The organism is Patescibacteria group bacterium (assembly GCA_028710985.1).
In the GTDB taxonomy this organism is placed as follows: Bacteria; Patescibacteriota; Patescibacteriia; order JAHJFT01; family JAHJFT01; genus JAQTTB01.
On sequence record JAQTTB010000001.1, the window covers coordinates 44,041 to 70,890 of the forward strand.

Sequence of the window (26,850 nt, forward strand, 5' to 3'; positions counted from 1 at the left end):
TGCCGCGCAAATTCCCAAGATCGAGCAAGCCAATTCTTGTAAAGAATACATTACGCGGTACTACGCACAAAAGTCCCACCAATGCCGCTAGGGACCAGCTTTTAAATATTTTTTTAGCAATTAATCCGCTCGCAAGATAGGTTATGGCAATTATAAGAATAGTAAATAGATGATAGCTCACTAAATCATACTTCAAGCCTGGATTGAAATAATAAAAAACCGGGAACGCTGCATATAGCTCCTCCTGATTATAAGCCGACGGCACGTCTGTCCATACTCCATCATTTTTTTGTATCATCAATAATTGATAACACCAAAGATCGCTGCTCAAATCGCCAAGATTACTACCATAATTAGTAAAAATATAATAAAAAATTATGACTACAAGTATGATAGTAAAAAAAAGTTTAGAATTGAAAAATTTTAACATTTTATTTACGTTGTTTAAATAGAAGATCAGCAATTAGAGAAATGAAAAATATGAGCACGGCGCTTAACATGAGGAATATGCTGAAATTACCAACAAAATTATCGCCTACAAGATCATATATACCCTTGGCGAAACCGACTGTAAAGAATGCAATTCCAAACGGTATTAAAAATTTTAATGGTTGAAAATAGAAGGCAATTTTAAAAATTAAATTTATGTAAGTAAAAAAATTCCACGGCCTAATACCAGACTCGCCCACCCTTTTGTGATAGTCGATTGGCAGGAATTTGACTAAGTAATCATTCTTTAAAAACGCCATAGTAATGGTTGACGTAAATGAATATCGGCTGGGATACAATCCCCAAAACTCAAAACAGATATCTTTTTTGAAAAGCCTCATCCCCGAATTCAAGTCAGGTATTTTTCTATTGACAAGCCATCCCGCAAACCAATTTACAAATTTTTTCGGAACCCGTCTAATAAATTCGGTATGGTTAACCTTCGTCACTCTTGCACCGACAATCATGTCATAAGAATCCATGAACGGAAAAAAATCCGATAGCTTCTCTACGGGATAAGTGCCATCGGCATCGATAATAAAAATCCACTTGCCGGCTGCGGTTTTAATCCCCCTTTTCAAGGAGGCTCCGTAACCTAAATTATATGGATTGCGAATAATCTTTATATCTGATCGTGATTCTAATGTTTTCAGAGTGCCATCCTCGCTCTTATCATCAATGGCAATTATTTCAAAAGTATGTGATGTACACTTTTCGGCAACTCGTGCCAGTCCATCCAAAACATTCGCAACCGTCGCTTCTTCGTTATAACATGGGATAACAATTGAAATTTCACTCATATAATTATTTATTTATTGCAATTATTCGAATATTGGAGGTGGCATATAGAGCCCCGAGAACAAAATCAATTAACGAAAAAAATAGTGTTAAAAATAAATTATTTATATTAAACCAACCGGCAATTTTTTTATGTTTGTCATCGAAATAATGATGCAATGACTGAATCCAGAAAGTCGGGCTCAGCAAAAATTGAATTCCAATAACAGCGAAATTGCACTCATTCAACAAACCCACGAGGATATTTTTATTAAAAATATGCCAATGTCGTGGTATATGATAGCCTCCCCAATATCTCTTTCTAAAAATTCTCGCATCTAGAGAATCGTAATTTGGGGTTTCGATAATAAGCAAGCCGTTCCGTTTAAGCATCCTCCTGGCCTTTAAAATAATTTCGCGTGGATTATGAAGGTGCTCAATCGTTTGATTCAAAATGATTGCGTCAAAATAATCATAATAACCCCCCATTTCTTCGAATCTTCCTGCAATGAATTCGATACCATGCCGATTTAATATATCACCAGTTGCAGAATTAATATCATTGCCATACAATTTCCATCCGCTACCCCTGTGTTTCTTAATAATTCTGAGCAATTCTCCGTTGCCGCACCCACCGTCGAGAATTCTAGCATCATCCGAAAGATTAGCAAGCAAAGGACGAACCTTCAATCTTTGCACAAAATTCCGCGCAATCTTTGTAATAAAATTTAACCCCTCTTCAAATTTATAAGGAAAATAATTTGCTGGATAAATCTTTTCAATTTCTCCGACGGTCGGATTGGGATTTAGGTATATCACACCGCACTTTAAACACTTTACGTAACAATATTCCTGATCGGATGTGTGATATTCAAAATCTTTTCCATGCGCCCAAACTTTGTACAGATCCGATCCGCATACACCACGACAAGCTTTTTGGGTCCTTATTTCCATATTTTTTTATAATCCACCGGAAACTGCTTCTCATAAATTGGCAATAAATAATCAAATTTTCCCCACTGATATCCGAATCTCTCTTCAGAACCCATACATTTATAATTCAAGCTTATTTTTACGGTAAAATTTTACAAAACTTATCAAACCCCACAACTCTCTACTATAATCTTTCTTATTCCCCATATGATCCGCAACCATTTTTTCAATCGCTTTACCATTTAAAAATGCTATATCCGCAATATTCTTTTTATCTAAAATATCCATCATGAAATCCTTTAATTCATTCTTCAGCCAATCCGCGATCGGAAAGCTGAATCCCTGCTTCTTTGTATAAATTAACTTTTTCGGTAAATACCTCTCTAGAAGCTTTTTTAAAATATACTTAGTGGTGATACCGCGAATTTTTAATCCCGGCGCCAAGGAATTGCTAAACTTTATTACTTCGTTGTTCAAGAAAGGAACACGTACCTCTAAAGAATTAGCCATGCTCATTCGATCGACCTTGACTAAATACTCCCCTTCCAGCACGGTTTTCTGATCAACATACAATAGCTGATTCAGCACATCTTCCCCCTCCACGACTTTAAAATACTCTGCAAAATCGTCGCAAACATTGTTAAAAAAATCTTCAACTAGGATATCCGCATTATGCATTATTCTATAATAAAAATGAGATTTTGTAAATGGATACTTGGCCGCATAAACAAACCTTTTTAACTTATAATCAAAGCTCATTTTTCTGTAAGAAGACGGCAAATAATGAACCATTTTTTCCACCAATGTTTTTATGGGCAGGTGGCGATAAATTTGACTAATTCTAGGCAAATAATAGATAGGGTAACCCCCAAATAACTCATCCCCGCCGTCGCCGGATAAGCAGACTGTCGCTCGCTCTTTTGCAAAATGGCACAAGAAATATGTGGGAATCGCGCTGCTGTCACCAAAAGGCTCCTGAAAATAATCAAAAATATCCGGAATGGCATTTATGACCTCCCTCTTCTCTAGATAAATCGAATTATGATTAGTGCCAATAATCTTTGCGATTTTACTGGCGTTCTTTGATTCGTCATAAGAATTCTCACCGAAATTAAATCCAACCGTAAATGTATTCAGGTTTCCTACATGCTCCTTGGCGATGGCGGTGATTAAACTAGAATCAACGCCGGAGGATAAGAATACCCCCAATGGCACATCGCTGACCAAGGATTGTTCGATTGATTCATCGAGCACGCACCGTAGGGCATCGATTGAATTATTAAGATCTTGATAATTATTTGTAAATGTCGGTTTCCAATATTCCTGAATATTAATTTGCTCTTTCTGCAAATCAAAAATCGCAAAACTAGCCGGTGGCAATTTAAAAACGTTTTCAATTATGGACTCATTGCCATAAATGTAATTTTGATAAAAAAATCTTCTGACTGCCCTTAAATTAATTTTTTTGTTGATCTGGAGCGATGCCAGCTCAGAGGCGAATTGAAATATCCCGTCATGAAAACTATAGTAAAGTGGTTTTATTCCCATTCGATCTCTGGCCAAAATTAATTGATTTTTAACTTCATCGTAAATTGCCAGGGCGAACATGCCATCGAATAATTTGAAGGCTTCTGGTCCATATTTAATATAGGCCCTTAATACAACCTCCGTATCGGAATCGGAGAAATAGTCACCGGGCAAATCTTTTTTTAATTTTTTAAAATTATATACTTCACCATTGTAGACAATCGCATAGGCGCCAATTCTCATGGGTTGGCTCGCCCTTTGAGAAAGATCAATGATAGAAAGACGCCGGTGTCCTAATTTGACCCTCTGATCTTCGGATATAAAAAAACCTGCCGCATCCGGACCGCGGTGGAGCATTGAATCTCTTCTCTTCAAAAAAATTTCCTTATCAAATTTCGATGAATATTCTCCGATAATTCCGCACATAGATACTTAATTCTCTTTAAAGCAAAAAACGAATCTTTTATTAATTAAAAATGTAAAAAAGGACATTAATAATCCGACCAGGGCAACGGATAAAAGGTAATAAAAACCTAAAATAGTTGTTAGCAAATAGACCAAAGTGAAGGTAATTAATCCTATTGCGCCATATATCGCGAGATAACCAAGGTACCTTGCAACATAACCTGATTTTCCATGACCAGAAAATGTAAATAATGAATTCATTATAAAACTAAAAGTCCAGGTAATAAAAGTTGCGATTACAAAAGATAACATGTACCAAAAATGCAGTGATTCAGTAAAAATGAAAGTTAATAATAAATTCAACAAAAAAGAACTGACTCCAATGATGAAAAATATCGGATATCTCCTAAAGATATTTATTATATTCAAAGCCATCTTGAAAAAATTAATAAAGTCACGCTTCAACAATTTTCTTTTTACGACCTCCGAATTTCCATGAATTGCCATTTCTCATCTGAATATAAATTGAATTCAAATCAATTTCTGAATTACTTCTCAACCATCGTTCGATAAGATCCCTTGATAAATATGTAGTTGTTGGCGTTACCAATTGGTCAAAAACAATGTGGTGAAAAAAAATAAAGTTCTCCTCGGAAATCCAAACGGTATATTGATATAATGGTAATTTTTTTACAAAAGAAATACTTTTAAGTATATTGATTATTTTAGAGTAAAGAAAAAATAAAATAGCCAATGGGCCAGCGATAAAATATTTATTTAACCACCATGGTGTATGACAAACAATGCGACGAAGTCGATCGATGACGTTTATTATTATCCAATTGCCTTCTTCCGCATAAACCCAGCAATGAAAACGACCGCCGGGTATAGTATTTTTAATTACAAAATTAAAACCCAACTCCGGCTCCTTTAAATGATGGAGAACGCCAATACAATAAACAACATCGAACCCACCTTCGCTGAATTGTAAAATATCATCCTGAATAATCCTATATTTTGTATTTTTGATATCTTCTAAATTTTTTCTCGCCGAATCGACGGAAGCACCTAAGTCAACCCCAACCATTTCACGCGGCTGCCAATTTGCTAAATGCACCATCAGGCTGCCATTGCCGCAGCCGAGCTCTAATATTTTATTTCCAGAAAAATCATTCTTGGTCAGTGGATGCATCCAATCCTCGAACTGTTTAAATGTATATATTGAACCAGCGACCAGATGATTCCACGATTTGGCAAATGCATCTGCCGTACCCTGATCCGGACTAGCAATAGCTTCATTCAGCTCCTTGGAGTGTGATTTTACACAAACGAATTCAAACGAAATCTCATCAAATCCCCCAACCCAAAAGCACCATATTCTGCTGCAAAAAACCTGGTTAAAATTAGCTAAACCGCTAATAAATTTATCTACTATTTTCAGTAGTTGCGTGGAAATTTCGCCATAACCCAAATATTGCAATAAATGCGGAAAAGCCATCCACCGCAGTTCCATTCTTTTCAGCCTAAATTCGACGCCGATATATCCAGATGAAGTATACTTTTCATTAAAGTAAAGGGGGAAAGCAACATCAAAACCGTGTGCATGTTGAGCGTGCGTAAAGCCGCGAGAAAAATGCGGCACTTTCAATTTTAAAATGCCGCCGTCTCTTAAAATTCTGTGCATCTCTTTCATCACCTCGAACGGTTTATCGAGATGCTCCAAAACATGATAAGCCTCAATCAAATCAAAGCTATTCGATTCAAATGGATAAGGCAAACTGTTCAGGTCATGGATAACATCCGGTGAAACTAACGGATTGATGTCAACATTGATATAATCGCTCTTTTTTGACGCACCGCATCCTAAATTTAATTTGTTCGTACTTTTCATAACTGGATTTAAAATGTCTAAAAATTAATTTTAGATTTTAAAACGTACGGTTTCTCCCCTCGCGATTCATAATAAGTGCGCATGATCAATTCCGCTAAAACACCCATGGCGATAAGCTGTATGCCGACAATGATAAATAAAGCAGTCAATATCGGCAATGGAGTCTCCACGAAACTTCTTAATCCAAAAATTTTAAGCACAATCGCAGATAGGCCGGCCATAATCCCGACAAAAAGCGCGATAAACCCCATCCCTCCAAAAAAATGCATCGGCTTATTCAAATACTTTTCAAAAAATTTTATAACTACCAAATCCAGTAAAACTCTAAAAATTCTAGATAAACCATAATTGCTCCGACCGGCTTTTCTTGGACGATAGTTTACCTCCACTTCTGTCAGATTAGCGCCTTGGCGTACGGCATAAGCCGGTATAAACCGATGCATTTCTCCATAGAGGGAAAACCCGTGTAATATTTTTTTTCTATATGCCTTCAATGTGCATCCATAGTCATGCAACTTAACATTAGTAATTCTTGAAATCAACCAGTTCGCCATGAGGGAGGGCAGTCTACGACTTAATTTATTCTTTTGCCAACGCCCGCGACGCCACCCGGAAACAACGTCATACCCGTTATTAATACGCTCCAAGAGCCTTGGAATATCGGCCGGGTCATTTTCTAAATCACTATCCATGGTCACGATTATATCACTGCTCGCATATTCAATCCCGGCTTGAAGCGCGGCGGTTTGTCCGCGATTTACCGCAAAACTTAAAACCTTAATTTTATTATTATCGCCCGCTAGTGATTTTAACACGGCCAAAGAATTGTCGCTCGACCCATCGTCAACCAGAATTATTTCATAATCATAACTATTCCTCTCCATTACGGACACGATCTCTCGGACCAATTCCAATAAATTTTTTTCCTCATTATAGACTGGTATAACAATCGATAAATGCATATTTCCCATTAAAATTTAATTAAAACAAAATATTCATTTTGCGATATGGGAAGATCCCCTTGATCCCCTTCTTTCACCACTCCGGCTAACGCTGAGTTCGAACGCAATAGCGCATAATTTGCCCCATATTTACGACCAAAATCTATCAACTTAACGATATCGTCACCGTGTAGGGCATTGTTTTGTTCTTCAAATACTCTGCGCCATTCTACCAATTGATTCTTGCCCGACATTAAATATGCGGATCCCTCTTCAAAGGAAGTAACTATATTAACCCTGCAGAAATAACGCAAATTAAAATCATTACTAATCACGGTATCCCCGTCGCCGACACCGCCGTTTTTAAGTTGCTGGCAAACTATATTATATATCTTTTCCTGGTCTTCAAACACCTTATTTTGAAATACCCTGGGTATATATTCCTCCTGATAATTCTCATAACCTAATAAAAATTGAAACCATTCGAAGCCAAAGGAGGAGCTCAAAAAGCCCAAAATGAGCAGGGCGGATAAGAAAATTACTCGAACTTTTTTTTGTAAAAAATATCTATTGCGTCTAAATAATTCTTCCAGTGAAACAGCCACTAATAAAAATATACCAAAGTAAACAAATTTAAAAAATCGACTAGTTTGCTGAAAAATAAACGGACCATCCAAATGGATCATCGCTATTTGTAGTATTGGAAAAAATACACTAAAAAATATTGAGAGCAGTATAAATAAAATTGACCACTTTGCGATAAGATAATCCAAGGATTCTTTTATGATTAACCTCTTTTTCAAGAGGTACAAAACATATGCAACGAATGGCGCAAAGAAAACAAGAATAATTATCATATGCCGTATCCACATAAGGCTCTCCGGCGGATAATCCCATGGCGTCCTAAAAATTATCGCTTCCAAGAAGTCTAAGCTTGAGTATTCAACATTAGATAAAAATTTGGAATTTATTGCATCTAAACGAAAAATTATTTCATACAACAGCAAGGATGAACCAAGAATAAATGCAGCTGACGCTGATGCGGTCTGTTTCAAAACACCAAAAAAATTATTGCGCCAAAATAAAAGAAATAAAGATATTACGAGAGCTAGAAAAGTAAAAAATAATATGCTTACCGGATGAATATAAGAGACTATACCGAGCAATAAGAACAACGGCCAAATTTTCTTATTGTCGTAAATAAATTTAATAATTAATGCACCGATTATCCATAAGAATGGCATCGCCGTCGAACGTCCCAAAACTTCATAATTCGTGAGAACTCCGAATATTTCGTTCCCGACCGAAAAGCGCGGGGCAAGGGCTACTATAGCTACAACGATCGCGATTGAACGCCGTATGCCCAATATTCTAAGCGCAATATACGCCGAATAACCAGTAAAAAAAACCATAGAAAATAATAGTATATTGCGGCTGGTAAATGGATCAAAGAAATAACTCAACGCATTAATAATATATGGATAAACGTAGTATCGATACGTCATCGTGGACAATAATTCATTTCCTGGATAAGAACTATCCATTAAAGCCCGGTTAGACGCCATAATGGCAATCTCATCGCCATTGAGTCTAAACGGCAGGGAAAAATTATAAACAACCGACAGAGCGGCAATAAACAAAAAAATCAATATTACACATAAATTGACGATTCCAACATTTTTACGCTCTGACATATTTTATGAAAATTATTTTCTACATATCGCCATCAACGAAACGCCGAATGGAAAATTAAAACGCTTCAATACAAACGCTTCCAGGGAAAACACCCAAAATAATATACGAGATAAGGGGCCGCCGCTGCCGACAAATTCGATTTTCTTAACAGAAAAAAAAGCTTTTTCGAAAAAACGGAAAAATAATATTGGCAAAAATAAAATGGTATTAAAATACGAAGAACGTACAACGTGCAAACCCAAACTCCGTAATTTTACAAAAATTTGATTGTAGGTATAACGGCGAAAATGATGTCCCGCCTCATCGGCCCAGCCCCACAAAAAATTAAAAGCAGGAACAAAAATAATAATTATTCCTTCTTTTTTTACTACACGTTTCAATTCACTAATAGCTTTATTATCATCAGACACGTGTTCTAATACATCGAGGCAAATCACAACATCAAAAAAATTATCTGGAAATTGAATATTCGTAATATCTCCCAAATCGACATTCTCTAAAAAATTTTGTTTACAAAAATTAACGGCCAACGGGCTATTATCAACGCCATAACAAACACCGAATTTTTTGAGCTCCTTCATCAGCATACCCGTGCCACAACCGACATCGAGCATCTTCAATGCACCACTATGGTCAGAAAAAAAATTACTGATTATATCAGCTACAATTCTTCGCCTCACCCTATACCACCAATTATCTTTTTCAGCTGTATAAATTAATTTATAGACGTCAGATCGCATAACTTTATTAAATATTCTTATCTGGATAAAAATTATCCATCAAACGCTCAATTAAAAAATCCAAACTATGCTCGCGGATTATAATTTCTCTCAATCCCTTGCCTAACGCCACCCGCCTGTCTACATCCATAGTCAATAAATTTATCAATTTATTCTTAAAATCATTCACGTCATCCTCCTCAAAAACCATCGGCTCAGGCAAAACATCCTTTAGCGCCCTATTTGATACCAGCACCGGCATTTCACAGGCCATGGCTTCAAAAATTGTCTTATCCATGCTCCCGCTCTGTGTAAAATTAACATAAAGCGCGTGTTGGTTATAAATGTTCGATGTCTCACGATATGGCACGCCAGGATAAAAAGAAAGCATTCCTGCGCCCTCCAGCTCCTTGCCCGCTCCCCTGACTCTTTGATAATATTCCGCATCGGAATCGGTCGGATCGCCATAGATACTCGCCGTAAAGCCAATTCCTTGGCCATGCAGATCAGACAAAGCGTTAACAAACATTTCGACTTTCTTAACTGGCGATATTCTCCCCAGAAACAATACGGATTTTTCATATTTCGCCGATGGATCGAAACCTTTAAATATATCTGTGTCGATCCCAACGGGCATAATCCTTGCTTTTTTATACCGCGAGCAAAACGAATTTGGTGAAGTGTAGAATACGTTATTGGAAAATAAGACGCCAAACCTAGTTATGATATTACCAATCTTGTGATTGTGCCATAGAAAAATTTTTTTATTAAAAATTCTCCACAATATACCGGCCATAACAATATATTCCGGATTCATATGGACAAAAATAACGTCGTAATCCCTAATTAGAAAAATAATATTTTTATAAAATTCGATAATATAGCCAACCCGACTCTTCCTTTTTTCCTTTTCCAGGGATATAACTCGCACATTGTTTGGCAAATTATATTTTCCTGACTCTAGACAAACTACGTTAACAGTATCAAACGATGGGCTAATCTTCATAATCCAGTTATGAAAAAATCCAAGCACTTTATCGTCCCTGTCAACCTTCTGAGTAATAATTAGCAGATTTATTTTTTTATCGCCTTGTCCCATGTTTCGTTATAAAGTTTTAATGTCGCCTCCTTGCCCGGAAGTCGCTCTAACGCGTTCTTGGCATTTTGACTAAACTTCATTTTTAATTCAGGGTTATTCTTTACTTTGACCAATGCGTCAGAAATCGCACTTATATTATTTACCGGGACCACGATACCATTCTCATAGTTTTTTACCACCTCTCCGGCGCAACCGACGTCGGTCATGATAACTGCGCAGCTGCAAGCCAGGGATTCAATAGCCACCCTGCTCCATCCTTCGTATTCAGAGGTCAATAAAACACAATCCGCTCCCTTAAAAAAACTCACAACGTCCTGGGTCCAGGGAATGAAAATCACCGATTCACCCAAGCCCAATTCGCCTACCAATCTTTTTAATTCTTTTTCCTGACTCCCCTCGCCAACAATGAGCAAGCCGCTCTTAGGACTTTTTTTTAAGAACATTAAAAATGCTTTTAAGGCAACGTCTATTCTTTTTACCCTCTCCAATCGCCCCATAACCAGAGCGATAAAATCAAATTGTGAATATTTTTCCTTTAGATTAAAATCCGGCTCCTTTAATTCCAGACTTTTCCAAGGTGTGCAAATCGGCAGAACCGTTATCTTTTCTTGATTAATCCCTCTCTTGATTAAGTCCCGCTTGATTCTCTGACTAACCGCTCTGATAGAATCGGCCTTTTTTATAATTCCCAAGCCAAGATACCATCGTAGATTGTTCAAAAAATTTTCTCCGCGCCAATGAGGATTACTAAAAAAATCGCCATGGAGTTGAATATTCAAACCTAAACCGAATTTTCTTTTAGCGAAATATCCGATTAACCCGATGGCAAACGGGTCTTGAACCGAAACGACATTAATATTGCTGCGCTTAATAATGCTGGCTGCTTCCCTCCACAATTTTAACCAGCCAAAAAATTTATTATTAACTCCCACGGATCGTACGAATACGTTGTCGGTTAATTGTATATTCGTGCTACAACCAGCCGGCAGCAAAATATAAAATTTATTACCAATAAAATTGGCGTAACTCTTAAATCTCTCCTGTGTCTCGCTACCCGACTTTAAAATTCTTGCATCGGTGCCAATTATCAAAATGTTCATTTCAGCTTCAAATTAATTGCTTTAATTATCGGCTTATTGGCAATGCTGCAGTTTTTGCATACCGGCAATTCCTGCTCAATGACTGCTCTTCTGATTTTTGCGTATTTATCGCTCTGCCAAATTTTATTAAAACTTCTTTCTTCAAAAACATTACCAACCACGATGCTCCCCTCAAGATCGGTGCAGCATACACCCACATCACCGTTCCAAAGTATCACACTGCGCCAAATCCAGGGGCATGTCTTTGGCTTATCTATATTCACGAGTCTACCCTCCTTCAGGCGATAGCGACTATTTTTTAAATCCGTTGGCAGAAACTCCAAGGCATTTGCTAGAAGCTTTTCCTGAAGTTCGGCCGTTGACCCGATATTGAAAGAAGCGCTTTTAAACCACAGGGCGTCAACTCCGAGCTTGCGGCCCAAATCCTCAATCGCTCCCATCTCACGCTCATTGAACTTCATTACCAAGAATTGAATAATAATCCTTGTCTTGCGGTTTTTGATGCCCGCTATCTGCCGCAGGGTTCCAACTATTTTATTAAAATCGCTATTGACACGATATTTCTGCTGCGTCTCGGCCGATGCTCCGTCCATGGCAAAAATCAAATTATCAATTCCATAGCCGACCGCCTCGCGATACCTTTCAACCGGCATGGTCCCATTAGTACTAACTGTCAATATATAACCGTGGTCTTTGAGATACTTCACCATCGCCGGAAACTCAGGATTGGCGAATGATTCGCCGGAAAAGTGCAAAGTAATTTTTTTGATGCTCCTGGGCAAATAACTTTCTATTTCCTCGAGCTGTTTCAAGGTTAAAAATCCTCTCGGCTTGGTTGACGTTCTCTGAATGCAAAACGGACAACGCAAATTACAAAAACTCGAGGCCTCAATAATTATTTCTTTAAGCGGCCTAACCCTCCGAATCCAGGCATCTGGAAGCAATAACAGCGCTCTGTTGAACAGAGTCGATTTACTTATTTTATCTTTCAGCCAATACATATCGTTTTATTATATTCAGGGTATCGGTCGCCGTATCTTTCCACGTGCGGTTTAATTCACCTTCTTTTATATCTGGACAAATTCTTTCATAATCAGATTCCTCGGCCAAACGAGCAATGTCTTTTTTTATTTCTTCGCGATCCATTGGATTAGTCAAAGTGGATCTACCTTCAAAAATTTCTTCCATACCATTATCCCTGGTAATAATCAGGGGTTTCCCGAGTTTCATGCATTCCATGCCAAAATTCGGGCTGATTTCCGAAAACGAAGGCAGGATGCAGGCATAGGCCAATTTTATCCTTTCAATAACCCCTTGATGCGGAATGCCGTCAAATATTTTTATATATTCATCTGACCGGCTCTCTCGAACAATTCGTTTTAAATTATCTTTTTCGGGACCATCGCCATAAACACTCAAAAAAATCTTTTTTCCCTCGGTACGAAGCTCGACAAAAATTTTAATTAAATCAGCCAGATTTTTTAATTTTATCAATCTGCCAGCAAATAAAAATATTTTATCCGGTTCAGCGTAACTCAATGACTGCCCTTTTAAAATCTGAGGGAATGGATTTAAAATAACGCTGCTCTTGGCCTCAATGAAAGGAAATACTTTCAAATAAATATTTCTCTGAAAATCGGTAGAAAAAATAATATGGGAACTGCGTGTTAAAACCAATTTAATAAGACGAAAGGCCATGCCACGCGTATATAAGTTTCTGCCGTAATATTCCGATAGCGTAACCCTTTGGCCGGATTCAGCCGCTTTCTCCCAAAGATAATCTCCACCGAGACGCAAAAATATTTTTTTTCTTAAATATACATTGGCAATTGCGGTTGGCAAACCAGCGCTCAATATATCAAATGTATAAATGAGATCCGCCTTTCGTCCGTGTCGCAAGACATTAATAAAAAAGGTGAAATATCTAATATAAACACACGGCTTTCTTGAAACACCGTGGATTCTCATCCCCTCCACCGCATTTGGCTGGCCATATGTAATTATTTCGATCTCATGGCCTAATTTTTTTAGCTCCGCAGATAAATTTTCTACATACGTTGCTGGCCCGCCAATATCCGGTGGAAATATGCCCGTTGTGATCAATATCTTCATTTTAAATATTTATCATATTCCCCGCTCACTTGCCGAACAACCTTATCCCAGTTGAATCTTCCCAACCCCTGAAAAGCATTATTTCTTAATCGTTCGCGCAGTTCCTGGTCGCTAAGAAGACGCTTTATGGCCGCAGCGATGGCTTCCGAATCTCGCGGCGCAATTAAAAGCCCGGTTTGATTATCGGAAATAACATCCGGAATTCCGCCGACTCGCGTTCCTATAACTGGCGCCCCGCACGCCTGGGCTTCAATAAAGACAATACCTAAACCCTCAGCGAGCGATGGACAAATAAATATTTGAGCCTTGCCCATCTCCCTAAGTGTCTCTTCGTGCGGCAGTTTACCCAAGAGCGTAACCCTGCTCCCCAAATTCAATTCCTTTATCATCCGCTCAATTTCCTGTCTTTTATTTCCCTCCCCAACCATAACCAAATGAGCATTGGGAAATTCTTGAAAAACCGAGGGCAACGATTTTATTAAATAATCCAATCCTTTTTCCCAGGAGAGTCGCGCCACGCAGACGATTCTTCCCGGGATCGGTTCGGCCTGACTTTGTTTTGCCAGCTCAAGGTCAACCCCATTCGGAATAATTACAACCTTGCCCTGATCGGTCCTCAATTTCTTCGCGCGTTCAGCAAGCGACGAGCTAATCGCAGTTACAAGATCGGGCGTAGAGTGAATTCTTTTCCAAAGAAATGCGGGAATTTTCTTGCTCGGATCGTCCAGATCGCCGCTTTGTAAAGTCAGGATTGTTGTAATTTTTTTATTAAAAATTGAAAAAAGCCACAACGCGATGCCGGCATAGCTCTCCATAACTGCATGAACCAAGTCCGGCTTTAATTTTTTGGCTAAAATTACAGCAAAAATCGGATACAGCCATTTATCAAAAGAACTGCCGATTCCAACGCGGTAGTACTTAAACTTGTCCCGCTGTTCAAATTTTGGCAGTTTCTTATCTAATCGAGCGCTGATGATTGTAAAATCATATTCTCCAGCCAGCCGTTCAACCACTTCTTTCACAAACATCTCCGCACCGCTGATAAATGGGTCGTAAAAGCAAGAAAAAATTACAATTTTTTTTTGTCCATTCATTCTATAAAAAATCACTTAATTACTTTTTCCTGAATTGAACTATATTGACTACTCTTCAAAGCCTCCAGCCCCTTCATTTCGTTCTCCAGTCTTTTTATCATTTCCGGATGGGCATAGGCCTTATCAATTAACTCTTTCCATCGAGGCTCCTGCTCGATTAATACATCTTCCGCGGAAATGAAATCCACGTCGACATCGCTATATATTGGATTGTCTTTCTGAAACTTTTTACAAAAAGCTTCCGATCTCGGAACATGATAAGCATTCGTAACGATTAAAATATGGTTCCAAAAATTTTCCTTTGCTATCCTGAATAGTTCTTCAAAATTCTGCTTGGTATTTTTGGAAACTTTTTCAACAAAAATCGATTCTTCCGGTATTCCTCTTCCCACTAACTCTTTTTTCATCAACTCACTTTCCTCCGGCGTCTCCGGTGGCTCGCTTTCAAGATAGTTAGGCTTTCCAGTGACAGTCAAAACGTTCTTTGCCGTGTCGCCCTTTTTAAAGAGATACTCCGTGGCAATAACTCTAATCCGGCCACCTAAGGCGCCGAATGCATCGCCTTCGGAATAGGCCGTCGTGCGCCATCCGAATTTTTCATGCTTTCTCATTGCGCCACTCAACGTGATAATGGCGTCATAGCGATATTTATTTTCCTTTTCAACGTTAGTCTCATCAAATATTTCGCCGGTCACCGATGAGACTCCTTCGGATAATGGCATATCTATGTTGCCGAATTATTATAGATACTTTTATACCACTCATAAGTACGCCGCAATCCTTCGTCCAGTCCGACTTGCGGCAAGAAATCCAAAAGTTCCTTCATGCGCGTTACATCCGGACAGCGATAACGGATATCAGCCCTTTTTCCTTCAACGAACACGGGTTGAAGATCTTCACGGCCCGAAATTTTGATAATCTTTTCCGCCAAATCCAATATCGTGGTCTGCCGACCCATTCCAATATTTATAACCTGACCATTTGTCTTTTCCGTAAGAAGCGCCCGAACTTGTGATTCAATATTATCATCAATATAAATAAAATCACGCGTCATCATACCATCACCATAAACTGTGGGCGATTTACCATCCAAAACCTGACGGATAAACACTCCGGTTACAAATCCATAGGCCGAGGACTCTTGGCGCGGTCCGTAAACATTAAAGAAGCGCAGGGCTGTGGCCGGCAGATTAAACTTATCGTTATATCCTAAAAACATATTCTCACCAATTAGCTTGGTCAATGCGTAAGTATCGCGCGAACGCGGATTATGCACTCCGTCCTCTTTCTCCGGCAAAGTCACCGGCTCACCATAAGCTTCGGATGACGATGAAAAAACAATCTTCTTAACACCCTTAATGAGCGACAACTCCAAAATATTTTTATATCCATCGATATCACGAAGCGGCAAAAGCGGATTTTCTTGAACTCGCTTCACTCCGACCACGGCTGCTAAATGAAAAACATAATCAATCGGATTCATCAAAAAAACATCCCTGAGTTCTTCGTAGACGCAAACATCGCCTTCAATGAATTTAAAATTCGGATTTTCGCGAAAACTAGAAAAATTTTCCAGTTTGCCCGTGCTCAAATCGTCAATAACTATTACCTTAGCTCCTTCACGGAGCAAGCGATCCGTCAAGTGTGAACCCACGAACCCGGCCCCGCCGGTCACAAGAACACTCTTGTCTTTTAGTTGAGAATAGTCCATATTTTGAGTAGAATTAGCTGTTTTATTGACTTGAAATTAATATAACATTAGACTATTATATATATATTGAGTATAATCGTCAAGAACGAATTTTTGGCTATATCAAGAGAAAAAACAAAAAAAAGAAATAGAGAAAAAGACTATGGGCGAAACTATCAAATCATTTGAGGACTTGCTCGTTTGGCAAGAGTCGCACAAGCTCATGATTGACGCTTATGGGTTCGCGGACCGCTATTTGCCGCCGGAAGAAAAATACAATCGCATTTCTCAAATAAAACGCTGTTCAAGCTCAATCCCTGCCAATATCGCCGAAGGTTATGGTCGATTTCATTTCTTGGAAAATATCCAATATTGCCGGCAAGCCCGAGGTTCACTTGATGAACTTAAAAACCACATCATCGCCGCCCGAGACCTAAAGCAGGCTCCTCCGGAAGAATGTGCCAAATTTATCCAAAAATGCAATTATGTACGGGCTATCCTAAATAACTACATTAACAAAACTCATGATCTCTATATTGAAAATAAGCAAAAATAGTATATCACCCGTTTGACCACATTTTTCTTCTTTTCTCTTTTTCCTTATTTCTCAATACAACCCTCATGCCACCAAATTCCCCAAAAAAGAAATTATTGCATCTCATTACTCAACCAACGTGGGGCGGCGCCCAGCGCTATATTTTTGATTTGGCCTCAAGCCTCAAGGACGAATTCGACATCACGGTCGCGTCCGGCCCGCTTCGCCAAAGCGAAAGCGAGGCGAGCGAAATTAAGGATGGCCGCGAGCTCCTTGACCGTCTTGAGGCCCAGGGCATAAAGACACGTGTTTTCCCTCACCTTATCCGTGCCATCAATCCAATAAGAGATTTGCAGGCTTTTATACAAATCTTCGTATATCTATACGCCAATAAATTCGATACCATCCACTTAAATAGCAGCAAAGCCGGCGTCCTCGGCTCCATCGCCGCTAATATTCAGTCGGTTCCGAAAATAATTTATACCGCACATGGCTGGGTTTTTAATGAACCCATGCCAACCTGGAAAAAGAGATTCTATAAATGGGCCGAACGCCTGAGCGCCAAACATAAAACAAAGATTGTCACCCTTTCCCGTTTAGAAACCGAGATCGGGGTACTTGAGCGCATTGCGCCGGCTGAAAAATTTGTACAAATCTATCACGGCGTAAAACCGATTGAATTTCTTTCATCCGATCAGGCCCGCGACGAACTAAAAATACCGCGCCAGATTCCGGTAATCGGTTGCATTGCCAATTTTTATGAAACCAAGGGCCTGGAATATATCGTCAAAGCCTGGCCGCAAATCATCGCCGCAATTCCTGACGCCCAGCTCGTGATTATCGGCGATGGCGCGCTTCGAAAAAAACTTGAATCGCTGATTAAAAAATTAAATCTTGATGAAAACATTGCGCTTGCCGGCTCCCGGCCCGATGCTTCAAAATATTTAAAAGCTTTTGATGTTTTCGCGCTCCCGTCGGTTAAAGAAGGCCTTCCCTACGTGATTCTTGAGGCCATGCAAGCCGGTGTTCCGATCGTGGCGACGCGCGTCGGCGGCATTCCAGAGATGATTGAGGACGGCGCAAGCGGCCGGCTCGTCCCGCCGGCTGATTCGGCCGCCCTTGCAACCGCGATTATAAAAATTCTGCAAAACAAAAATCTCGGCGAGTCATACGCCGAGAACGCGCGCCAAACGCTGACGCAAAAATTCAGCTTTGAAAGAATGATCGAACAAACCCGATCGTTATACAACTGAGCATCAATAAAATCCCTCTCTGCCTCTCCCTTCCTGCCTGCCGGCAGGCAGGTTGCATACTTTTGGTTACAAAAGTATGTCCTGCTGAAAGCAAACAAGAGTGGTGCTAGAAAAGATAATTATTGCCCAGACAGGTGGCAGGCAAGAACTTAAAAATCCCAATATTAAAACAACTTGTACGATAATATATAATAGGATTCCCCCGGTACATTGAACCTGGATTCCCGCCTTCGCGGGAATGACAAAAGTAAGGCAGGAATGACAAATGGCGCTAAGATTTTTATAGCAAGATTCCCGCCGGAGCCTGCCCTCATGCAAATGGGGGGGGTGGCTAAAAATATCGTCAACCAAAAAACCACTCCGACGTTACGTCGAAGTGGTTTTGAATTTTAATCTTATTGCCCCGCCTTCGCTTCTTTCTCGTCAATCATTTTCAGAAACTCATCCGTATCCGCGGATATTGAGGGATCCAACTGTTTGGCAATATTCGCGTACAACCGCGCGAGCTCATACTCCCCGACTTCAAAATATGCCGCCGCAATACCGGCATATAACCGCGGATCGTTTTCATCAATATTGTCAATCGCAAAATTATAAAGTTCAATCACCCTCGGCATATTGCCGGCTTTAGCATTAAGTTCAACCATCGCCGCCACTTCCGGAAGATTTACCGGATGTCCGCCGATTGATGCCGATTTTTCAAATGCCTCAAGTGCTTTATCTTCCCACTCGGCCTCATAGTATGCAATACCTAAATTCCACCATGACTCCGTGACATTGGGATCGAGGTTCACTGTCTCCAGATAATACTGGACAGCCTCATCGGTGCGGCCAAGATTCAAGAGCGCCTTACCGCGCACAAAACGCAACTGCTGACGATCGGGAGAATACCTTAGCGCCTCATCAATGTCCGCGAGCGCCTGTTCATGGTGCGTCGGATCAATCTTACCAAGCTCGAGCTGAATCAAGCTCATGAGATAATAATTATATATATTCATGGGATGAAGCGGCACAGTTGCCTTTAGCGCATCGTATGATCGCTCAAGATACTCAGCGAGCTCATCGCTTGGCATTTGCATTGAGCGGCTAATTTGCGCCATCTCTCGGCTATAGTAAAGAGGAACCAAATCCGGATATTGGTTTGAGATAGCCATGCCTTTTTCAAATGCTGCGGCCGAACCTTTATAATCCCCTGCCTGTGACGCAATCACTCCGCTCCGCACCCAGGTGGAAGCAAACGCGGTCCGAAAAGTAAATAAATACAAAACCGCAAACGAAAAAATTATCAAGACCGCGAGCCACGCTCCGGCAACGGCTGGAGTATTGATAAACAATCTTCCCTCTTTTTTCGGTTCGGTTGTCTCGCTCTGCCACCAGGCCAGGCAGAAATAAAACATAATCAATGCATTCGGCTGGTCAAAGATAAAAAGATTTTGCACGAAATATCCGATCAGAATTCCAATTGAGCCGCAATAAATATGGGTATCGATTTTACCGCCCTTGAAGGCTTTGGTGAGCTGAATGATTATGAGAGCGAATAAGGCGAGATATGCCGCCGTACCGACCACGCCCGTATTATTCAGCATATCCATCATCTGGTTATGCGCATGGTCAAACCATGTTTCGTAGAACGAAAACTCCAGTGACTTTGGATTGTAGTATTTATTGAAAGTATAAAAATAATTTTCCGGACCCCAACCAAAAACCGGACGCTCCAAGAATCCCTTCCACGCGATTTCCCAAGCAATAAAGCGCGTCGCCGCCGTGCCACCGGTTAACGAAATATCTCGGAAGCGATTGAGGCCGGGAACCTGCGCGGTCCAGGCCTGATCTTTAATCAGCCAAAATCCAGCCGACGCAAGGATTATTGCCAAAAATATACCCGCGGAAATTATGCGGATCTTTTTATTATTTTTAAGTATTGCGTAAAGCGCGAGATACACGAGCCCGGCGAGAAAAACTCCAACCATTGCGCCGCGTGTTTCGGCGAAAAGAAAAGCCAAGAACTGTATTGCGAGCATGGCTCCCCACATTGCCTTGGTTGACCACCGCACGGCTTTTTGCAGAAGAACGAGCGTAATGAACATAGTGAAAATCAAATACGCAGCCAAGAAAATCGGATTATTCATAAACGCGCCGGTACGAGCGCCGGTTTGCAGCACCAATTCCGGCGCCACGCGCTGGATAAAAGCGACAAACGACAGCGCCACGCTCACACCCACATTGAAAATTAAAACTTTTTTCCATTCGCGCCAGCCGCGGAAAACCGAAATTGCCATAAAATAAAACAGGAGATAATGGAGAAGCGGCCAAAAACCGGTCATACGTTCGTGATAACTCCAGAAGCTGCGATTCGAATCAACGCCAAAAATCACGGCTAAAAAAAGTCCGATGAAATACGCCGCAAGCCCGTACATAATAAGCGACCGCCGCGGCCGGTATTCCGGCTTGCGCGCGAGAAGATATATATACCACGGCAACGCGCTCATGAGCACGATCATAAGATAGACCGTCTTGCCAAAAATATACGGGTAAACCGTCCATGGCAAAAAAATAAACGGCATCACGAGAGCCGCATATACGCTAATTTTTACCCACCAATATGCGATGCGGTCCATTGTTTCAAGATTGTTATTCATATTATTTTATTTCAACGGCATTAATATTGTCAAAAACGCCACTGATAAAGCGCAGATTAATTTTATTATTATAAATTTCCGCGATGGCGATTCTCACCTCTCCGACAATATAGTCATAAAATGCTTTCAAGTCAAACTGATTCGCCTGCGTCGCCCAGTTTGCGCTGCGGAGGAACGCGCCATTCCGATCGAATGATTTTATATATATATTTCCGTCTGTTTTATAAGTAACCAGTATCTCTTCTTCTTCGCCCGTATCCAAATTTTGCGTCGCAACGAATATTGGCCCCGTGATTTTCTCTGCCGCTTGAAAATTTGAAACCAAGACGCCACTCTTCCTAAATATCTTAATATGCAAAACACCGGCATCAATAAATCCCACGATTATTTCATCCGTGTCATCGGCATCAATATCTCCAGCCGTGACCGTAACGCCGCCGCGAAAACCAGAAGTATACGCCATAAAATTACCCTGAATTTCCCCTCTTTCATTAAACACTAGTATATGCGGACCGCCGCCCGGACCCGGCGCGGTGATAATTTCATCGTTCACCGTCCGGCTGTCCACATTTCCGACGGCGATATTCACGCCACCGCGGAAAAGCGAATTATACGCAAAAAATTGTCCGTACAATTTCCCTGTCTCGCTAAAAATACGCACCTGCGGACCGCCGCCCGGACCCGCGCCGACCACAATTTCTTTTTGACCGTCATTATTTACGTCGCCGCTCTGAGCCGTGAACCCCTTTTTGAAACTATCCGGAAACACCGCGAAGCTATCTTTGACTTCCCCGCCGCTCCCAAGCTCACGGACAACCGGCGTAAAACCAAGCGGCGCACCGATTACAAGCGATGAACCGCTCTTTGCCGCTTCAAGCGCCAACTCAAGCGCAGCGCGCGCATCCACGCGCGTTCCCAAGCCTCCGGCAAAATCCGGATTGATCCCGTCAATTATCACGCCGCTTTTTACCAAAATTTCATTGATTTCACGAGCCGAGAGCCCGGGCGCGATTGATTTCACGAGTGCGGACACGCCGGAAACAATCGGCGCCGCAAACGAAGTGCCCGACCAATCGTCATCATAGAATGTATCAAAATCCGCAATTGCCGAGTTATAAACACGCGCGCTCCATATATCCATGCCCGGTGCCGAAACATCAACGCAGGCTTTGCCAAAATTTGAAAATTTCGCTTTTTGATCCAACGTGTCGGTTGCCGCGACTCCAAGTACGTATATTTCATTCTCATATTGATCAATGCACACCGGAAATTCATCGTACATATCCAAGTTCGAGCCGCCCGATTCGTCCGGCGTATTGCCGGCCGCCGCCACTACTACTACTCCCGCTTCCCAGGCGCGGCGCACCGCAGTTGACATATCCTCGCTAAAATTAAAACCTACAAAACTCAAATTAATCACATCCGCACCATTTCGAATGGCGTAATAAATCGCTTTTGCCACATTGTCCGAGAATCCGTTACCCGTGGCATCGAGCACCTGAAGCGGCATTATCTTGCTCTCCCAGGTGATTCCGGCCATGCCGTTCCGATTATTCCCTTCGGCTGCGATGATGCTCGCCACCGCCGTGCCATGGCTAATTCCCTCTTCCGCATATCCGTTGGAAAAATTCGGCAATATATTTCCGTTATTATCCGAGAAATTCCATCCATTCACATCATCAATATAATCATTCTTATCATCATCGATTCCGTTTGCCGGAATTTCATCTTCATTGATCCAAGCATTGCCATCCAATTCCGGATGCGAAATATCCACGGCCGTATCAATCACTGCGACAATCACCTTCGGACTGCCGGTCGAAATATCCCAGGCGCGTTCGGCATCAATCTGACGCAAATACCACTGACGCGAAAAATCCGTATCGTTTGGGGTGAAAGCCTGCGCGCCTTGAACCGCAACGAATACAAAAATTATTGTGCAGAATATAAACTTTTTCACAGGCTAAAAATTCATAAGTTATACGGATATGATACCATTTTTGCGCAAAAAATACACACTCATGCCATCCATCCCCAACCTAAATCCCGCCCCCGGGCGTCCCCAGGGGCGGGATTTTTGAGTTACTGAATATTGCCGATTACTCGGCCAGTCAAGACTAGAAGGTCAATACCACGTTTTCGGTGAGATCCTTGACGAGATACTCGTCAGTCCAATCACCGGTTGACAACGTATCTAATTGAGCGTTGTGCGGTATTGCCGCCTTGTCTGACCAGACAAGGTAAGCAGCAACTTCGCCACCCACTACACCGGTTGCATCCAAGTTCGGACCACGTACGGTGCCGACCGCGGCTGCATTCAGGTGATAGGTGTAGATGGTTGAGCTGCCAGTCTTAATAGTTACGTTAAGCGACTCGCTGGAGCCTGCACCGCCAACCGTACCCTTGAGGGTAAAGATGTGGCCGGAGCCAGAAATGCTCTGCTCTGTGCCGCTCGTGTAACTAATAAAGATTGTGCCCGAGGCATCGGTTGCGCCTTCAACAGTATTGCCGAGGTTATCAGTGATGGTAACCAAATCGGAAATATCTGTACCGTCCTGGAACCACTTCAAGGTATCAACCGTGAACGCACCGCTCTTAGTGAATTCGAATGTGAGTTTCGCGACACCCGCATCGCCTGCACTGTCTGCGGTAACCTTGGTCTTGTAGAGTTCAATCGTACCGTTGGCCAGGCTCGAGCTAGCTAACGCTTGCTTGGCAAAAGTAAGCTTGGTCTTGCGGATAACCATTGGGTTGCCCGCGAGGACCGCCGAGGCCGCCGCGTACACGCGCTCGCCGGACATGGCGCCCGTGCCCTTCACATTGTAACTATTGGTATAGTTCGCATCCCACTCGCCGGTCGTAACATTGTATTCAACCGCGAGTTTCGGGTTGTTGCCCGAGGTTGCGCCTGCGTCAATCGCGTTCAGCTTGCCAACCACCTGGAAGGTCACACTGCCGTCAGCCGGCACGGTGATCGGGGTGGAAAGCGTGATGTCGGTCGCCGTCGCCGAACCCGGGAACACATCCGTGCCCGAGGAGACGATTACGCCGTCCTTCTGAATCGCGAGGTACTTGAAGTCACTATTTGCGCCGCCGCTATAGCGTTGCAGGCGGATCTTGTCAACGGAGATATTTTCGTACTGTGAAGTAATCTTGGCTTGGGCAAAGGTTGTCCAAGCATCCTTACCGGCAATGACAATGTCGGTTGACGGATTTGATTCCGCCGCGATTGTCAATGTACCGGAATTCTTCACAGTCTGGAAGATTGTCGGACCGTTGTTGATCGGATTGCTCCAAGTCACGTCGCCGTCAGTCGCAGTAACTGAATTGGCATCTGCGTCTTCGGCCGAAATATCGGTTTCGAGAGCAATACCGACCCAGAATGTGTCATCCGTACCGCCGGAAGTCGCCACTGAATCAAGTATTGCCTTGACAACCAATGTCTTGGTTTCACCCGCCGGAATGCTATAGCTGAGACCGTCAAATGTGGCGGTACCCGCCGTTGCATCCGGGCTCTCGGCCGTGCCGAGCTGAGTCGTGCCATCCCACAGCGTAAGCTGGGTAATGACATCGTCCAGTTGAGCCGCGGTATAACCCGCACCGTTCACATTGCCCTGACCAGTGACTTTAACGCTCGTCACTTTGATTGCGCTCTGTGAACCAGCTGTGAACACAAAACCAGATGAAGCAACATCTGATGTCTTCTTGACATAGGTGTCACTCACCGGAGTCGCGGCCAGCTGAACTGTCAGACTCGATGTCTTGACCGTCATGGTGTTGCCGGTAATAACCGCATTCGGCACGATTTGGGTTACAGCGAGATATTCGCCTGTGGCATTGTTCTTCACATAATCGGCAGCAAAGGCATTCAACTTGGCCACATATTGGCGATCGCTGTTGAACCAGGCGTTGTTTGCCACATCGGCCTTGAGGGCCAAATTCTTGGTTGTGCCCGCGTTCACATAAAATGAATCGCTAACCACCCAAGTGCAAGTAGTTGCATCCTCACCACAGGCGGGACTTCCGCTTGAAAGTTGAGTCGGACCGGCGACAACTTCGCCGGAATCGGTATCAACTAATTTGATGTCAGTGAACAGATCTGTGGTGGATGCGTCAATGTAGTCATCACCATTGATACCTGCCAGTGTGAAGCTGATCTTGCGGACCTCGAGAGTGTTCTCGGCCGCAGTCATGCCAAACTGGAAGAAGATCTGATCCTGGCCGGCCTTTGGCATAGTGCCAGTCGCCGGACCATTGTAAGCGATCGTCAATTGACCGCCCTCGGTATTCGTGGTTACTGAATCGCCGCTATCAAAATCATCAATGTTCACTGCCGCGCCCCAGCCATAGGTATTATCTGTGGCATCGACATCGGTAGTGTACTCAAGATAGGTAATGATAGAGCGGCCGCCCTTGCCCACGACATCGGCCTTGACATAAAGAGTCTTGGTTGTGCCGTTGGAAATGAGATAAGGCGTGGCGAGGATAAAGTTTATCTTATCGCCGACAATTGTCGCTGTTTCGGCCACTAATTCTGTACCAACATACAGCTTCAGGTTGGTAACGTCGCTGTTCACGACCGTACCGGCCTGAGCGATGCTGATTTGATTAAGCTTAATATCCGCGCTTGCGGCAGTAAGCTTAAATGAAGAAATCGTGGCTGCAAGTGATCCAACTGTTACGTTGGCCGGATCTGAACCTTCATTCACCGTCAGAGTGGCGGCATCCTGTGCACCAACCGTGAAGGTGTTGCCGCGTATCGGGAAACTGCCCGAAACCGTGGCGGTTGTGCCAACCTTACTCGTCGCAACGAGCTCTAGGGCATGTTCATCCGCAGCTATTGCGGTTGAACTCAAATCGCCGCGGACCGTGAGATACTTGGTCGTGCCGGCGGTAATCGTCAAGTTCAGGTTGTTGAATTGAGCCTCGTTTGAGCTGGTATTGATACTGCGACCGCTCGTCAGTCTTGTTGAACCCTCATAGAGGTAGACGTTCGTGAAGTCGCTCGCTGTACCAACGCCAAGGCGATGGAATGTCAGGGTATTAAGAATGACATTGCCGTCCGAGCTCGCGGTCACAGCGACCTTAATAAGCTGCACGCTTGACGAACCCTGGGCGACAGTTGCGCCCGCCGGGGTGTCAGAGGCCAAGGCCACGGCAAGACCGGTGCCTGTGCCGGAAACGCCGGCTACAAGATCCGTAATGCCCGCTTCACCGCCGGTAACCGCGGTTCCGTCCGCATAAGTTACATCGGCCGCGACTGGGCTAATTACGAAACGCCATTGGAACATGTTGGCATCAAATGCCGCCTCGTTCGCAATTGCGCGCTTCTGACCATCCTGAATGTAGTAGACGGATGCACCAGAAGCATACTTAATCAAGCATCCATTCGGATGCACATAAGTGCTGATTGAGGTGCCGATTGAATAGTTGGTGAAGAATGAATCCGGAACGTCAACTACCCAGCTGGCCCAATTTGTTCCCCAGAGTTTCTGGGCAACGGCCTCGGTCTCAACCCAATGCAAAACACCGCCGGTCGTCACGGCATAAACCTTGGGATCGGTGGTAATTTTGATTAGGAATGTACCTGGGCGGATTGTGATATTTCCGCCGATAGAGACTGCCGCGAGTTCCGCGTCAGTGATCTCTTTCAGGGTTGAGAAATCGGGGTACCATGAATAATAGGTGTTCTCGTTCGGGAAAACGTATCTCTTACCATCTGCTGCGTAATAATACACCGCCGGTTGGCTGGCCTTAATAAGGTCGCCTGCGGACAAGGTCGCTGCTTCCGCTGCCAAAGGCATTATGAAAGCCGCAAAACCGATTGACCACGCCATGGTGGTGATAACTACGCCAACGGTAAGGATCCTCTTTGAAATGCGTAGAACTTCAGTCATAAATAATTTATATCCTTTTGAATTTAATTCTTATCACGCAAGCGGCCATTGGCC

At 42.5% G+C, this 26,850-nt stretch carries 19 protein-coding genes; 2 read left to right on the forward strand and 17 right to left on the reverse strand.

Features of this window, described 5'->3' with window-relative positions; all coding sequences use genetic code 11:
• Window positions 1-431: 431 nt before the first annotated feature.
• The 14 genes from PHW53_00205 to PHW53_00270 all read right to left on the reverse strand — a co-directional run bounded on the left by PHW53_00205 (window position 432) and on the right by PHW53_00270 (window position 16,493).
• Complete coding sequence (locus tag PHW53_00205; GenBank protein ID MDD4994888.1) at window positions 432-1,289, reverse strand: glycosyltransferase family 2 protein; 858 nt, start codon at window positions 1,287-1,289, stop codon at window positions 432-434.
• A gap of 4 nt (window positions 1,290-1,293) precedes the next feature.
• Window positions 1,294-2,220: a class I SAM-dependent methyltransferase gene (locus tag PHW53_00210; protein MDD4994889.1), complete on the reverse strand. Its 927-nt coding sequence runs from the start codon at window positions 2,218-2,220 to the stop codon at window positions 1,294-1,296.
• Window positions 2,221-2,319: 99 nt separating this feature from the next.
• Window positions 2,320-4,152 (reverse strand): asparagine synthase (glutamine-hydrolyzing), encoded by a 1,833-nt coding sequence (gene asnB, locus PHW53_00215; GenBank protein ID MDD4994890.1) that lies wholly within the window; start codon window positions 4,150-4,152, stop codon window positions 2,320-2,322.
• Between the two features lie 433 nt (window positions 4,153-4,585).
• Window positions 4,586-6,022, reverse strand: coding sequence for a methyltransferase domain-containing protein (locus PHW53_00220; protein MDD4994891.1), 1,437 nt, complete (start codon window positions 6,020-6,022; stop codon window positions 4,586-4,588).
• Window positions 6,023-6,039: 17 nt separating this feature from the next.
• Window positions 6,040-6,984 (reverse strand): glycosyltransferase family 2 protein, encoded by a 945-nt coding sequence (locus tag PHW53_00225; GenBank protein ID MDD4994892.1) that lies wholly within the window; start codon window positions 6,982-6,984, stop codon window positions 6,040-6,042.
• Window positions 6,985-6,992: 8 nt separating this feature from the next.
• The gene (locus PHW53_00230) at window positions 6,993-8,657 is read right to left on the reverse strand and encodes a hypothetical protein (protein ID MDD4994893.1); all 1,665 of its coding nucleotides are present in this window, start codon (window positions 8,655-8,657) and stop codon (window positions 6,993-6,995) included.
• Window positions 8,658-8,669: 12 nt separating this feature from the next.
• Window positions 8,670-9,398, reverse strand: a complete 729-nt coding sequence (locus PHW53_00235) for a class I SAM-dependent methyltransferase (protein MDD4994894.1) — start codon at window positions 9,396-9,398, stop codon at window positions 8,670-8,672.
• A 7-nt stretch (window positions 9,399-9,405) separates the two neighbouring features.
• Window positions 9,406-10,014 (reverse strand): glycosyltransferase family 4 protein, encoded by a 609-nt coding sequence (locus PHW53_00240; GenBank protein ID MDD4994895.1) that lies wholly within the window; start codon window positions 10,012-10,014, stop codon window positions 9,406-9,408.
• A 437-nt stretch (window positions 10,015-10,451) separates the two neighbouring features.
• Window positions 10,452-11,567, reverse strand: coding sequence for a glycosyltransferase family 4 protein (locus tag PHW53_00245; protein ID MDD4994896.1), 1,116 nt, complete (start codon window positions 11,565-11,567; stop codon window positions 10,452-10,454).
• Window positions 11,568-11,572: 5 nt separating this feature from the next.
• Window positions 11,573-12,577, reverse strand: coding sequence for a radical SAM/SPASM domain-containing protein (locus PHW53_00250; GenBank protein MDD4994897.1), 1,005 nt, complete (start codon window positions 12,575-12,577; stop codon window positions 11,573-11,575).
• Window positions 12,558-13,688 carry a glycosyltransferase family 4 protein gene (locus tag PHW53_00255; GenBank protein MDD4994898.1) on the reverse strand — a complete coding sequence of 377 codons (1,131 nt, stop codon included), beginning with the start codon at window positions 13,686-13,688 and terminating at the stop codon, window positions 12,558-12,560. The genes PHW53_00250 and PHW53_00255 overlap by 20 nt, the downstream gene beginning before the upstream one ends.
• Window positions 13,685-14,716, reverse strand: coding sequence for a glycosyltransferase family 4 protein (locus tag PHW53_00260; GenBank protein MDD4994899.1), 1,032 nt, complete (start codon window positions 14,714-14,716; stop codon window positions 13,685-13,687). Before PHW53_00260 ends, PHW53_00255 begins: the two co-directional genes overlap by 4 nt.
• Window positions 14,717-14,793: 77 nt before the next feature.
• Window positions 14,794-15,504, reverse strand: a complete 711-nt coding sequence (locus PHW53_00265) for a YdcF family protein (GenBank protein ID MDD4994900.1) — start codon at window positions 15,502-15,504, stop codon at window positions 14,794-14,796.
• A gap of 2 nt (window positions 15,505-15,506) precedes the next feature.
• A complete protein-coding gene (locus tag PHW53_00270) occupies window positions 15,507-16,493 on the reverse strand; it encodes an NAD-dependent epimerase/dehydratase family protein (GenBank protein ID MDD4994901.1) in 987 nt (328 codons plus the stop codon).
• Window positions 16,494-16,635: 142 nt separating this feature from the next.
• Between PHW53_00270 and PHW53_00275 the strand changes: the two genes are divergently transcribed.
• Window positions 16,636-17,028 carry a four helix bundle protein gene (locus tag PHW53_00275; GenBank protein ID MDD4994902.1) on the forward strand — a complete coding sequence of 131 codons (393 nt, stop codon included), beginning with the start codon at window positions 16,636-16,638 and terminating at the stop codon, window positions 17,026-17,028.
• Window positions 17,029-17,093: 65 nt separating this feature from the next.
• On the forward strand, window positions 17,094-18,260 hold the full coding sequence (locus tag PHW53_00280) for a glycosyltransferase family 4 protein (protein ID MDD4994903.1): 1,167 nt from the start codon (window positions 17,094-17,096) through the stop codon (window positions 18,258-18,260).
• 395 nt (window positions 18,261-18,655) lie between these two features.
• On the opposite strand, the gene PHW53_00285 is transcribed toward PHW53_00280, so the two are convergent.
• The 3 genes from PHW53_00285 to PHW53_00295 form a co-directional block, all read right to left on the reverse strand.
• Window positions 18,656-20,899, reverse strand: coding sequence for an O-antigen ligase family protein (locus PHW53_00285; protein MDD4994904.1), 2,244 nt, complete (start codon window positions 20,897-20,899; stop codon window positions 18,656-18,658).
• Window position 20,900: 1 nt separating this feature from the next.
• Window positions 20,901-22,859, reverse strand: coding sequence for a S8 family serine peptidase (locus tag PHW53_00290; protein MDD4994905.1), 1,959 nt, complete (start codon window positions 22,857-22,859; stop codon window positions 20,901-20,903).
• 157 nt (window positions 22,860-23,016) lie between these two features.
• The gene (locus tag PHW53_00295; GenBank protein ID MDD4994906.1) at window positions 23,017-26,796 is read right to left on the reverse strand and encodes a hypothetical protein; all 3,780 of its coding nucleotides are present in this window, start codon (window positions 26,794-26,796) and stop codon (window positions 23,017-23,019) included.
• Window positions 26,797-26,850: the final 54 nt, after the last annotated feature.